The following is a 12,976-nucleotide window of genomic DNA, read 5'->3' as shown; positions in this document are numbered from 1 at the left end:
CCCCGGAGTTTATGCGGCGGAGAAGCTCCGCGCCAGCCCCCGCGCCACGGCGGCCAGCTTGTGATGCGCGCCCAGCGTCACCCGCGTCTTCATCGGGTCACGGGACTTCAGGCGCCGCGACAGCGATTCGGCGAGGCTGAGGATCACCGCCGCCTCCATCCGCAAGCCGCGATGCTGGATCAGGCCGGGCAGGGCGGCGGCGCGCTCCAGCAGGCGGTCGGTATGCTCCAACGCCTGATCGAAGATGGCGCGCATGCGGGCGTCGCTCTCGCCCTCCACGAGGCGCTCGACGCTGATTCCGGCCTCGTCGAACCAGGCCAGCGGGATGTAGCAGCGTCCGAGCTGCGTCCAATCCTCCCGCGCGTCCTGGAGATGGTTCAACACCTGCAGGGCGGAGCAGAGCGCGTCGGACGCCGGCCCGGCGGCCACACCCTCGCCATGCAGCTCCAGCAGGTAGCGGCCGACCGGATTGGCCGAAAAGCGGCAGTAGAGAAGCAGGTCACTCCAGCTGTGGCAGCGGGCGCCGACCGAATCGCGGCGGAAGGCGCGCAAAATCTGTCGGGCATGGCGATCGCTGACGCCGGTCTTCTGCAGGCTCTCCCGCAGATCGGTGGCCGGCTTCAGATAGGCATGCTTGGCCTGGCCCGAGGTCAGCGCCCGTTCCAGCGCCTCCAGATAAGCCAGTTTGGTCTCCGGTTCGAGATCCGCATCGTCGGCGATGTCGTCGGCCAGACGCACGAAGCGGTAGAAGGCGATCACATGCGGACGCAGATGCTTCGGTATCAGGCGGGACGCGACGGGAAAATTCTCTCCCGATTCGTCCTTGCGTGCGACCGGACCGGTCTTGCGGGGTTTCGTCGGGGCGATGTTGAAATCCGTCATGGGATCCCTGCCTGCTGCGCGTCGGGGCTGGCGGTGCGACCGTGTGTGCTTCATATAGGCGTAGCAACAGGCTTTGGCCCGTCCTTCCATCGCTCCTCCCCTCTTTTTCCAATCGGGCATCCCATGGTGAAGGCTGCGACCGACCTGTCCTATTGCGGACGGGAGGTTCGGAAATATGACAACGACCACTTTCTGGCAGGTCTGTTCACCCCCGCCGACAGGCGCGAGGCGACATTCGCGCTCTACGCCTTCAACCTTGAGATCGCGAAAACGCGCGAGGTGGTCAGCGAACCGATCCTTGGCCAGATGAGACTTCAATTCTGGCGCGATGGCATCGAAGCCGTCTATGAGGATGGACCCGTACCCCGGCATGAGGTGATGGAGCCTCTGGCGCAAGCGGCCCGCGGGCTGGAATTGAGCCGGGCCCTGTTCGACCGGCTGATCGACGCCCGGGAAGCCGATCTGGACGACGCTCCGCCGGCCGACCTGACCTGTCTCGTCAATTATGCCGAAGTGACCGGGGCGCCGCTGGTCCAACTGGCGCTTGAGATTTTGGGCGTGCGGGATGCGGCGGCGATGGCGGCCGGGCGCCATGTCGGCATCGCCTATGCCTTGTCCGGCATCCTGCGCGCGGTGCCGTTCCTGGCGCGGCAGCACCGGCTGCGCCTGCCGGACGATCTCATGCAGCGCCACGGCGCCAAAGCTGAGGATCTGTTCGCCGGACGCTCAACGCCGGAACTGCGGCCGGTGGTGGGGGAGATCGCCGACGTGGCACGCAAGCATCTGGCAGAGGCCCGCGACCTGCGCCGCGAATTGCCAAGGGAGGCGATCCCGGCATTGCTGCCGGCAACGCTGGCGGACCTGCATCTGGGCGTGATCTCGCGCGAGGGCAACGACGTGTTCGCCCCGCGCGTCCTGTTGGCCAACCCGTTCCGTCAGCTTCGGCTGGGCTGGGCGGCGATGCGCGGGCGCTACTGACGCCCGCGCTGCATGGAAACCCGCAGATACCCGCCGGTCAGCCCTTCAACCAGCCGTCAAGGTCGGCCATCGCCCGGCGGGTATAGGCCAGCTTGCGGTCGCGGCCGCGGATCTTGTCGTCCACCGGCGGAAACAGGCCGAAATTGACGTTCATCGGCTGGTAGGTTTCCGCCTCCGCCCCGCCGGTGATGTGGCCGAGGATGGCACCGAGCGCCGTGGTCACCGGAGGAGCGCTGATCTCCTGTCCCAGACGCTCGGCAGCGGCGAAACGGCCGGCGAGCAGGCCAACGGCCGCGCTCTCCACATAGCCTTCGCACCCCGTGACCTGACCGGCGAAGCGCAGACGGGGCAGCGACTTCAGCCGCAGGGTGCTGTCCAGGATGCGCGGGCTGTTCAGGAAGGTATTGCGGTGCATGCCCCCCAGCCGGGCGAACTCGGCATTCTCCAGGCCGGGGATCATGCGGAAGATCCGGGCCTGTTCGGCATGGCGCAGCTTGGTCTGGAAGCCGACGAGGTTGTACAGCGTGCCGAGTGCATTGTCCTGGCGCAGCTGGACCACGGCATAGGGGCGGCGTTCCGGCTTGTGCGGGTTCGTCAGGCCGACCGGCTTCATCGGACCGTAGCGTAGGGTATCGACTCCGCGCTCCGCCATCACTTCGATCGGCAGGCAGCCTTCGAAGTAGGGGGTGTTCTTCTCCCACTCCTTGAAGTCGAGCTTCTCGCCCTCGATCAGGGCGGCGATGAAGGCGCGGTATTCGTCCTTCTCGAAAGCGCAGTTGATGTAGTCCTTGCCGGTGCCGCCGGGACCGGGCTTGTCGTAGCGCGACTGGAACCACGCCTTCGACAGGTCGACGCTCTCCAGATAGACGATGGGAGCGATGGCGTCGAAGAAGGCCAGCGACTCCTCGCCGGTCTGGACGCGCACCGCCTCGGCCAGGGCGGGGGAGGTGAGGGGGCCGGTGGCGACGATGACGCTGTCCCACTCCTCCGGCGGCAGGCCGGCGACCTCCTCGCGCTGGATGGTGATCAGCGGATGGGTGGAGACGGCTTCCGTCACAGCGTCGGCGAAGCCGTCGCGGTCCATGGCGAGCGCGCCGCCGGCCGGCACCTTGTGCGCGTCGGCGCAGCGCAGGATCAGCGAGCCGCAGCGCCGCATCTCCTCATGCAGCAACCCGACCGCATTGTACTCAGCATCGTCCGACCGGAAGGAGTTGGAGCAGACCAGCTCCGCCAGCTTGTCGGTATCATGGGCTTCGGTCTTGCGGACCGGCCGCATCTCGTGCAGCACGACGGGCACATCGCGGGAGGCGAGCTGCCAAGCGGCTTCCGAGCCGGCGAGACCGCCGCCGATGACATGGACGGGGCGAAGGGAGTCGGTCATAGAGGCGATATTCCAAACAGAAGACTGCGGACGATTGGCGCGCAATCTAGGCTGTCTGCTCCCAAAACGACAGTCCTCAAACGGTGGCCGCCAGACACAGATCAGCCGACCTTCACGGGGAAGGCCGGCTGTAAGGTCGATCAGGAGTTAGTCAGAACATCGATCCAAGCAGAATATCAGTCAGAACATGGAGCCTGGGCGTCAACCAAACAGTGGCTCACTCGCTCTTGGTCGTCGTGCTGCGTTCGATGGTGGTTGAGCCGGTCGGGGCCGGCGTCACGGTGGTCGAGCCGTAGCCGGGGGTGGTGGTGGTCGTGGTCGTCGTGCTGGTGGTGGATTTGTCGGACCCGCAGGCCGCCAGCAGCAGGGCCGCACCAAGGGCGGCCCCCACACCGGTCAAAAGCGTCTTGCTCATGCCTCTCGTCTCCCATGCAGTGCGAATTCTGTCTGGAAGAACAAGGCGCAGCTTGCGTTTGTTCACGCCCTCTTTCGGGTTGCCGATTTCCGCACCACCGGCTTCGCCTTTAGGTAGGGGGCAAGATAGCGGCCGGTGTAGCTGCGTTCCACCTTGGCGACATCCTCCGGCGTGCCTTCGGCGACGATCTCGCCGCCACCGGTGCCGCCCTCCGGCCCCAGGTCGATGATCCAGTCGGCGGTCTTGATGACCTCCAGATTGTGTTCGATCACCAGAACCGTGTTGCCCTGGTCGACCAGCGCGTGCAGCACCTCCATCAGCTTTTCGACGTCGGCGAAATGCAGGCCGGTGGTCGGTTCGTCGAGGATGTAAAGCGTGCGGCCGGTGGCGCGTCGGCTCAATTCCTTGGACAGCTTGACGCGCTGCGCCTCGCCGCCCGACAGGGTGGTCGCCGCCTGCCCGATGTGGATGTAGCCGAGGCCGACGCGTTCCAGCGTGTCCAGCTTGTCGCGGATGCCGGGAACCGCCTTGAAGAACTCCTTGCCTTCCTCGACCGTCATGTCCAGGACGTCGGCGATGGTCTTGTCGCGGTAGGTGACTTCCAGTGTCTCACGGTTGTAGCGCTTGCCGTGGCAGACGTCGCAGGTGACATAGACGTCGGGCAGGAAGTGCATCTCGATCTTGATGACACCGTCGCCCTGACAGGCCTCGCACCGCCCGCCCTTGACGTTGAAGGAGAAGCGGCCCGGACCGTAGCCGCGCGCCTTCGCTTCCGGCAGGCCGGCGAACCAGTCGCGCATCGGCGTGAAGGCCCCGGTGTAGGTCGCCGGGTTGGAGCGCGGGGTGCGGCCGATCGGCGACTGGTCGATGTCGATGACCTTGTCCAGATGCTCCAGCCCCAGCACCGCGTCATGTTCGGCCGGATGCTCGCGGGCACCCATCAGCTTGCGCGCGACCGCCTTGTACAGCGTCTCGATGATCAGCGTGGACTTGCCGCCGCCGGACACGCCGGTCACGCAGGTGAAGGTGCCCAGCGGGATCCTGGTCGAGACGTTCTGCAGATTGTTGGCGCGTGCGCCCTGCACCTCCAGGAACTGGCCGGGATGGCCGGGCCGGCGGGTGTCGGGCACGGGTACGAAGCGGGTGCCGTTCAGATACTGTGCGGTGATGCTGTCGGGGTTCCTCTGAACCTCCTCCGGCGTTCCCTGCGCGATGACCGAACCGCCATGCTGGCCGGCACCGGGCCCCATGTCGACCAGATAGTCGGCGCTGCGGATCGCGTCCTCGTCATGCTCGACGACGACGACGGTATTGCCGATGTCGCGCAGGCGCTTCAGTGTTTCCAGCAGACGGTCGTTGTCGCGCTGGTGCAGGCCGATGGACGGTTCGTCCAGCACATACAGCACGCCGGTCAGGCCGGAGCCGATCTGTGAGGCCAGCCTGATCCGCTGGCTCTCGCCGCCAGAGAGCGTGCCGGATCCGCGGCTGAGGGTCAGGTACTCAAGCCCCACGGCGTTGAGGAAACCGAGGCGCTCGTTGATCTCCTTGAGGATGCGGTAGGCGATCTCGCGGTCCTTCGGGCGGAGATGCTCGTTCAGTTCGCTGAACCAGGCACCGGCGCCGGCGATGGACAGCTCCGCCGCCTCGGAGATGTTGCGGCCGCGGACCTTGACCGCAAGCGCCTCCGGCTTCAGGCGGGCGCCCTTGCAGACCTCGCAGGGCTGGGAGGACTGGTACTTCGAAAGCTCGTCGCGCGTCCAGGCGCTGTCGGTTTCCCGGAAACGCCGCTCCAGATTGTTGACGATGCCCTCGAACGCCTTGTTGGTCTGGTAGCGCCGCAGGCCGTCGTCGTAGGTCATGGTGATGGCCGACCCGTCCGAGCCGAACAGGATGGTCTTGCGCACTTTCTCCGGCAGATCCTGCCAGGGCGTCGTCATCGACACATCGAAATGCTCGCAGATGCTCTCGAGCGTCTGGTCGTAATATTTGGAGGTCGAACCGGCCCACGGCGCGATGGCGCCCTTCGACAGCGGCAGACGCTCGTCCGGAACCACCAACATCGGGTCGAAATAGATCTTGCTGCCCAAGCCATCGCAGGCCGGGCAAGCACCGAACGGGTTGTTGAAGGAGAACAGCCGCGGCTCGATCTCCGGAATGGTGAAGCCGCTGACCGGGCAGGCGAATTTCTGCGAGAAGACGGTCTGCTCGTTGGTCTCGGCATTCTCGACCCAGACGATGCCGTCGGCCAACCCCAGCGCGGTCTCCAGCGAGTCGGCCAGACGGTTGCCCAGCCCCTCGCGGACCACGATGCGGTCGACCACCACCTCGATGTCGTGCTTCAGCTTCTTGTTTAGCGCCGGCACCTCGTCGATCTCATACATGGTGCCGTCGACCCGCACGCGCTGGAAGCCGCGCTTGCGCAGGTCCTGGATTTCCTTCTTGTACTCGCCCTTGCGGCCGCGGACGAAGGGCGCCAGCAGCAGCAGGCGCGTGCCCTCCGGCATCGCCATGATGCGGTCGACCATCTGGCTGACCGTCTGGCTTTCGATGGGCAGGCCGGTGGCCGGTGAATAGGGGATGCCGACGCGCGCCCAGAGCAGGCGCATGTAGTCGTAGATCTCCGTCACCGTGCCGACGGTGGAGCGCGGATTCTTGGAGGTCGTCTTCTGTTCGATGGAGATGGCCGGCGACAGACCCTCGATGGAATCGACGTCCGGCTTCTGCATCAGCTCAAGGAACTGGCGCGCGTAGGCCGACAGGCTCTCCACATAGCGCCGCTGCCCCTCGGCATAGATCGTGTCGAAGGCGAGCGAGGACTTGCCCGATCCCGACAGGCCGGTGATGACGATCAGCTCGTCGCGCGGCAGATCCACATCGACGTTCTTCAGGTTATGTTCCCGCGCGCCGCGGACGCTGATGTACTTGTTCATGGAGTGTTCTTTTACCCGAAGCTTTTCCGGATGGAAAGCGGCAAGGCGCCGCGACGCATGACGAAAATCGGCCGGCAGAGGAAATTGCCCCCTGCCGCCGGTCGGCTGACGATATATGCGCCAGGCGCGGTATTGCCACCGGCGCCCCGCGCGGGTCGGTCATGACCAGAAGGGCGGAACGGCCCGGAACCGCTTCCACAGCTCGGGCAGCGCCTTGCGCCGCTTTTCGGATTGGCGCTCGATCCAGGCGGCGACCGCGCCGACCGTCTTCGGGTCAGCACCGGTCAGCGATGCGAGCATGCGGGCGCTGGTGACGGCGTCCTGATCGGCGTCCAGTGCCGCCTGCAACTGTTCGAGCGCCGCGAAGAAGGGCAGGGTGGCCGCCTCTGGATAAAGTCCCCGGAAGAAATCGGCGGTATAGCGCAACGTGCGCAGCCGCCGGCGCAGCTTGTCGCGCCCCTTGGCATCCTCCGGCGGCTTCGCCGGCTTTCCGAGCTTGGCCATGCGCGCCGCCAGCCAGCCGCCGGCGAGCGTGGTGACCGGCGCCGACAGCACGGCCCGCCGGTCGCCGTCCGCCTCCGACATCCAGCGGCCATGCTCCAGCCACGCAGCGAGGCCGAGGACCGTGGTGGTGCAGCCGGGCGCCAGTATCGCCGCCATTGCTTCACGTGCCGGATCGGCCCCGGCGGAGCGGGCCAGCGACTCCAGCCGCTCCAATGCCGTCCGGTCGATGCCCGGGGCTGCCTTCGGATCGGCAAGGAGCGGAGCGAGGACGCCGGACATCAGCACGTCCCAGCCGCGCGCCGGTCCCAGCCGCTTGGCGAGCCCCCGGCTTTCCTCGACCAGCCTGTCGGCTTCCGGCGCGGCGATCAGCGGAGCGAAGAGGCGGTGGGCGGTGCGCAGCCGGCGAAGCGCCACGCGCATGCGGTGCAGCCCCTCCACGTCGCCGCCGGCCAGCGCGCAGGACTCGTTGGCCAGGAACTGGCGCAGCGCCTGACGCAGGATATGGCGATAGGCCTCCGCGACCGTAGTCAGCGGCGACAGGCCGAGCGGTTCGGCTTCCACAGGTCCCGGCGTCCTGCCGGTGACCATCCGCAGACCGGCCTCCGCCTTGCTTTCGGTGCCGATGCGCATGGGAATGGCGGACTGAAGCATCAGCGCCAGATCGAACAGGCTGGCGACCTTGCCGGCCTTCAGTTCCAGCTCCACTTCGCTGATCGGCAGGGAGTTGCCGCCGGCATAGACGCCGCCGTCATCGACGGCCAGTTCGACCGCGGTCAGCGGATCGGGGCGCAGCAGCAGGGTGGTGCGCCGGAAATCGGTGATGAACAGGCAGTCCAGCGCATCGAGCGCCGCCGACGGCACCAGCCCGGCGACGCTGGGATCCGTCAGCACGCCGACATCGACCGCCTCGCCGAAGACGCCCCACTCCCACTCCCGCCGCACGGCAACGGCGGCCGAATCGCCGGGGCTGGCGCTGTTGACGGTCTTCAGGGTCTGGACGAAGCGGTCGCCCTCCTGCCGCACGCGCAACGCCACCCCGTTGGCGGCGAGCTTGAAGTCGGGGGTGTCGAAATAGGCGGTTCGCAGCCTTTGGGTCGCTGCCGGGCCGTCGGCAATCGCCAGCAGCCCCGGCAGTGCCGTCACCCGCGCCAGATCCGCCGTCGCCGCATGCAGCTTCAACTCCACCTCGCGGAACGTCGAGGCGGCCGGCTGCGCGTCGGGGCCGGACTGCGGGTTGCTGGGCGGTGCCGTTGGTGGGCTGACGGGGGTCAAGGGTCGGCTTCCTCCCGAATCCGGCCGGGGAACGGCCTGGAGCAAATCAGGTGGATCCGTGGATACTCCAACCGCTGCCGCAGGTTAAGAGAGTTTACGCGGCTGCACAAAATCCGCCAGCCGGCCGGCGCCCATCTCGAGGTCGGCCCAATGCAGCGTCTCGAAGACCAGAACGGCGCAGGCGCCGGTTGGGAACTTGTCGGCCAGATCGTGGCGGAGGCTATGGTCGCCGCTGCCGGTCAGGGCGTTCGCCAGTTCGTGCAGGTCGGGATTGTGCGCCACCAGCATCAGCCCGGTCGCGGAATCGGGCGCGTCGCGCAGCCGCTCCAGCAGCGTGTGGGCGCCGCACAGATACAGGCCGCGTTCATGTTCCACCGGCGGATAGGGCGAGCCCATCGCCGTCATCACCCGCTTGCGCGTTTCCACGGCCCGCACGGCGGTCGAACAGAGCACGAGGTCGATGTGCGCGTGATGCTTGCCCAGATAGGCGCCGACCAGGGTGGCCGCCTTCTCTCCGCGGGCGTTCAACGGGCGGTCATGGTCGCCCAGCGACGGATCGTCCCAGGAGGATTTGGCATGGCGCAGCAGGAACAGCGTCTTCATGGCGGAAATCGGCCGGCAGGGGAGGGGTGAGGGGGCAGGCGGCGGGATCGGCGAGGCGGGAATGAGGTCGCAGTGTTTAACCAAATGGGAGTCCTGAAACCGTAACGCATATGGGATACTCTGTCTGCCCACCATATAACCATCGTCGGCATGGTTCAAAGCCAAGCGCCGGCGTTCGGGATTTCACGATTTCAGAGGTCGACGTGACGCATCTCCAGGAACTCGATTCGGTCGGTATCGAGCCAAACGCCCCGGAACGCTTCATCAATCGGGAGCTTTCGTGGCTGGCCTTCAACCAGCGCGTCCTGGACGAGGCGGCCAACCCGAATCACCCGCTTCTGGAACGGCTGCGCTTCCTGTCGATCTCCGCCAGCAACCTCGATGAATTCTACATGGTCCGCGTCGCCGGCCTGAAAGGGCAGGTGGCCGCCGGCGTAAAAACGCCCAGCCCCGAGAATCTGACGCCGGCCCAGCAGCTGGCCGCGGTGAAGCAGCGCATCGCCGCCCTGATGGAGAGCCAGCAGGCCACGTGGCGTTCGCTGAAAGGTGAACTGCGTGGCGCCGGCATCTCGGTCGTCGATCCGGCCGACCTCAGCGAAGGCGAACTGGACTGGCTGGAAGCCAAGTTCCTGGACGATATCTTCCCGATCCTGACGCCCATCGCCGTCGATCCGGCCCACCCCTTCCCGTTCCTGCCGAACCTCGGCTTCTCGCTGGCGCTCCAGCTGCACGACCCGGTCAAGGGCCGGCACATCGACGCCCTGGTTCCGCTGCCGACGCAGCTTGAGCGGTTCCTGCGCCTGCCGGGTTCGGACATCCGCTTCATCCAGCTGGAAAAGGTGGTGATGCAGTTCATCGACCGCCTGTTCCCTCCGTTCCAGGTCAAGGCGCATGGCGTCTTCCGCGTGCTGCGCGACAGCGAAATCGAAATCGAGGAAGAGGCGGAAGATCTGGTCCGCACCTTCGAAAGCGCGCTGAAGCGCCGCCGCCGCGGCAGCGTCATCCGGCTCGCCACCGACAGCGGCATGGCCGCCGACCTGCGTGAGTTCCTGCGGCATGAGCTGAACGTCGCGTCGGACGACGTCTTCATCCTGGATGGGCTGATCGGCCTGACCGACACCAAGCTGCTGATCGTCGACGAGCGGCCCGATCTGGTCTTCCGTCCCTTCAATGCCCGTTTCCCGGAACGGATCCGTGATTTCGGCGGCGATTGCTTCGCGGCGATCCGCCACAAGGACATCGTCGTCCACCACCCGTACGAGTCGTTCGACGTGGTGGTGCAGTTCATCCGGCAGGCGGCGCGCGACCCGCAGGTGGTGGCGATCAAGCAGACGCTCTACCGCACCAGCAAGGACAGCCCCATCGTTGCCGCGCTGATCGAGGCGGCGGAGGCCGGCAAGTCGGTCACGGCTCTGGTCGAGCTGAAGGCCCGCTTCGACGAGGAGGCGAACATCCGCTGGGCGCGCGATCTGGAACGCGCAGGCGCCCAGGTGGTCTATGGCTTCGTCGATCTGAAGACCCACGCCAAGGTGTCGCTGGTGGTGCGGCGCGAGAAGAAGGCGCTGCGCAGCTACGTCCATTTCGGCACCGGCAACTACCACCCGATCACCGCGAAGGTCTACACCGACCTGTCCTTCTTCACCTGCGACCCGGCGCTGTGCCACGACGCCGCCGTCATGTTCAATTTCATGACCGGCTACGCCACGCCCAAGGTGCTGGAGAAGATCGCCATCGCCCCGATCACGCTGCGCCAGCGCCTGTCGGACCTGATCGAGGCGGAGATCGCCCATGCCGCCGCCGGACGGCCGGCGTCGATCTGGGTGAAGCTGAACTCCCTGGTCGATCCGGTCATCATCGACAAGCTGTACAAGGCCTCGCAGGCCGGCGTGCAGATCGACATGATCATCCGCGGCATCTGCTGCCTGCGGCCGGGGGTGAAGGGGCTGTCGGAAAACATCCGGGTGCGCAGCATCGTCGGCCGCTTTCTGGAGCATGGCCGCGTCATCTGCTTCGGCAACGGCCATCCGATGCCCAGCAACCAGGCCAAGGTGTTCATCTCCTCCGCCGACTGGATGACCCGCAATCTGGACCGCCGCATCGAGACGCTGGTGCCCATCGAGAATCCGACGGTGCACGAACAGGTGCTCGACCAGATCATGGTCGCCAACATGAAGGACGATGCAAGCACCTGGAAGCTGGGGCCCGATGGCGTGTACCATCGCATCAAGGCTGGCCCCGATGCGTTCAGTGCCCATAATTACTTCATGACCAACCCCAGCCTGTCCGGCCGGGGCAGCGCGCTCAGCAATAAGCGCACGCCGCCGCGGCTGATGCTGCACACGGTGTCCTGAGGGCGGGTGACGGGAGTGAGAGTATGAGCATGGACAAACGCGCCGCCGCCAATTTCGGCGAGCTGGGGCAGGCGGGGAGCAACGCTTCAGGCTTCGGCGCTTCAGGCGTTGCGACTGTCGGGGAGCGCGTCGGAGAACGGGTGGGCGTGATCGACATCGGGTCGAACTCCATCCGTCTCGTCGTCTATGACGGGCTTACCCGCTCACCGCTTGCCCTGTTCAACGAGAAGGTGCTGTGCGGCCTTGGGCGCGGCGTGGAGAAGGCCGGCGTGCTGAATCCCGACGGTGTCACCCAGGGGCTGGCGGCGCTGGAGCGATTCGCGACCCTGGCCCAGGGCATGCGCGTCGGCCGGCTCGACGTGATCGCCACCGCCGCCGTGCGTGATGCCCGCGACGGAGCCGCCTTCGTCGATGCCATCCGACGCCGGGCCGGCCTGACCGTCCGCGTCATCAGTGGCGAGGAGGAGGCGCGGCTGTCGGCCATGGGCGTGCTGTCGGGCACGCCCGGCGCGGACGGTCTCGTCGGCGATCTCGGCGGCGGCAGCCTGGAGCTGGTGACGCTCGACCGCGGCGTGATCGGCAAGCAGGTGACGCTGCCGCTCGGCCCGCTGCGGCTTATGGAGGTCGGCTCGACCAAGGGCGGCCCGGCCAAGCTGATCGACCAGCATCTGGAATCGCTGCCCTGGCTGCCGGCGATGAGGGGGCGGCCCTTCTACCCGGTCGGCGGCAGCTGGCGCGCCATCGCCAAGCTGCATATGGAACAGTCCGGCCACCCGCTGCACATCATCCACCACTACACCATCCCCTCCGCCGACGCGCGGGAGTTCACCGGCCTGATCGGCCGGCAGAGCCGCTCGTCGCTGGAGAAGATGGCGGGATCGCGCCGCCGGCTCGATACGCTGCCTCTCGCCGGGCTGGTGCTGGAACGGCTGCTGCGCATCGCCCAGCCGTCGAAGCTGGTCTTCTCCGCCTACGGCCTGCGCGAAGGGCATCTCTATTCGCTGCTCTCGCCGGAGGGGCAGCGCGAAGATCCGCTGATGGCGTCGGCTGCCGATTGGGCGCGACGTTTCGTGCGGATGGGCGATCCGGCCTTGCTGATGTCCTGGACCGCCGGGCTTTTCGCCGGCGAGGACGACAACGCCATCCGGCTGCGCCATGCCGCCTGCCTGCTGAGCGACGTCGGCTGGGCCGACCATCCCGACTACCGGGCGGAACATGCCTTCCTGCGCGTGCTGCGTTATCCATTCCCAGCGCTGGACCACGACGAGCGTGCCTTCCTCGCGCTTGCCGCCCATGCCCGCTATGCCGGCACCATCGACACGCCGCTGACCGCACCGGTGCGGACGCTGGTGAGCGAAGGGCAGGGCATGAAGGCACTGGTGCTGGGTCTGGCCCTGCGCCTTGCACACACGCTGTCGGGCGGCGCCACGGCCTTGCTGGAGCGCACGAGCCTGAAGGTCGGCGATGGCCGCATCGTGCTGACCCTGCCCGACGACGGCAGCGTCCCGTCCGGCGAAGCGGTGCAGCGCCGCATCGATGCGTTGGCCAAGGCGATGAATCTCAAGGGCGATGTGGTCCAGCCGCTGCGGCCGCAGGCGGCGGAGTAGGGCCGGAGGAATAGGGCCGGGCCGGACGCCGGTGAATGGCGTGCGGCCCGGCC

At 66.9% G+C, this 12,976-nt stretch carries 9 protein-coding genes; 3 read left to right on the top strand and 6 right to left on the bottom strand.

Annotated features, from left to right (window positions below; genetic code table 11):
- Window positions 1–9 precede the first annotated feature (9 nt).
- Window positions 10–882, bottom strand: coding sequence for a squalene/phytoene synthase family protein (locus tag GBZ48_RS04640; RefSeq protein WP_098739835.1), 873 nt, complete (start codon window positions 880–882; stop codon window positions 10–12).
- A 123-nt stretch (window positions 883–1,005) separates the two neighbouring features.
- Between GBZ48_RS04640 and GBZ48_RS04635 the strand changes: the two genes are divergently transcribed.
- Window positions 1,006–1,860: a phytoene/squalene synthase family protein gene (locus tag GBZ48_RS04635; RefSeq protein ID WP_174469935.1), complete on the top strand. Its 855-nt coding sequence runs from the start codon at window positions 1,006–1,008 to the stop codon at window positions 1,858–1,860.
- Between the two features lie 37 nt (window positions 1,861–1,897).
- Here GBZ48_RS04635 and trmFO read toward each other — a convergent pair whose 3' ends face one another.
- The 5 genes from trmFO to GBZ48_RS04610 form a co-directional block, all read right to left on the bottom strand.
- Window positions 1,898–3,241 (bottom strand): methylenetetrahydrofolate--tRNA-(uracil(54)-C(5))-methyltransferase (FADH(2)-oxidizing) TrmFO, encoded by a 1,344-nt coding sequence (gene trmFO, locus GBZ48_RS04630; protein WP_174469934.1) that lies wholly within the window; start codon window positions 3,239–3,241, stop codon window positions 1,898–1,900.
- Window positions 3,242–3,458: 217 nt separating this feature from the next.
- Window positions 3,459–3,656 carry a hypothetical protein gene (locus GBZ48_RS04625; protein ID WP_174469933.1) on the bottom strand — a complete coding sequence of 66 codons (198 nt, stop codon included), beginning with the start codon at window positions 3,654–3,656 and terminating at the stop codon, window positions 3,459–3,461.
- Between the two features lie 62 nt (window positions 3,657–3,718).
- Window positions 3,719–6,586, bottom strand: coding sequence for an excinuclease ABC subunit UvrA (gene uvrA, locus GBZ48_RS04620; protein WP_174469932.1), 2,868 nt, complete (start codon window positions 6,584–6,586; stop codon window positions 3,719–3,721).
- Between the two features lie 159 nt (window positions 6,587–6,745).
- Window positions 6,746–8,362 carry a CYTH and CHAD domain-containing protein gene (locus tag GBZ48_RS04615; protein ID WP_174469931.1) on the bottom strand — a complete coding sequence of 539 codons (1,617 nt, stop codon included), beginning with the start codon at window positions 8,360–8,362 and terminating at the stop codon, window positions 6,746–6,748.
- A gap of 84 nt (window positions 8,363–8,446) precedes the next feature.
- A complete protein-coding gene (locus GBZ48_RS04610; protein ID WP_174469930.1) occupies window positions 8,447–8,965 on the bottom strand; it encodes a SixA phosphatase family protein in 519 nt (172 codons plus the stop codon).
- Between the two features lie 203 nt (window positions 8,966–9,168).
- On the opposite strand from GBZ48_RS04610, the gene GBZ48_RS04605 reads away from it, so the two are divergent.
- Window positions 9,169–11,316 (top strand): RNA degradosome polyphosphate kinase, encoded by a 2,148-nt coding sequence (locus tag GBZ48_RS04605; protein ID WP_174469929.1) that lies wholly within the window; start codon window positions 9,169–9,171, stop codon window positions 11,314–11,316.
- Window positions 11,317–11,339: 23 nt separating this feature from the next.
- Window positions 11,340–12,923: a Ppx/GppA family phosphatase gene (locus GBZ48_RS04600; RefSeq protein WP_174469928.1), complete on the top strand. Its 1,584-nt coding sequence runs from the start codon at window positions 11,340–11,342 to the stop codon at window positions 12,921–12,923.
- Window positions 12,924–12,976: the final 53 nt, after the last annotated feature.

This window comes from Azospirillum melinis (assembly GCF_013340935.1).
Lineage (GTDB): Bacteria > Pseudomonadota > Alphaproteobacteria > Azospirillales > Azospirillaceae > Azospirillum > Azospirillum melinis.
The sequence above is the reverse complement of the archived record's forward strand: the minus strand, read 5'-3'. Positions and strand labels throughout refer to the sequence as shown.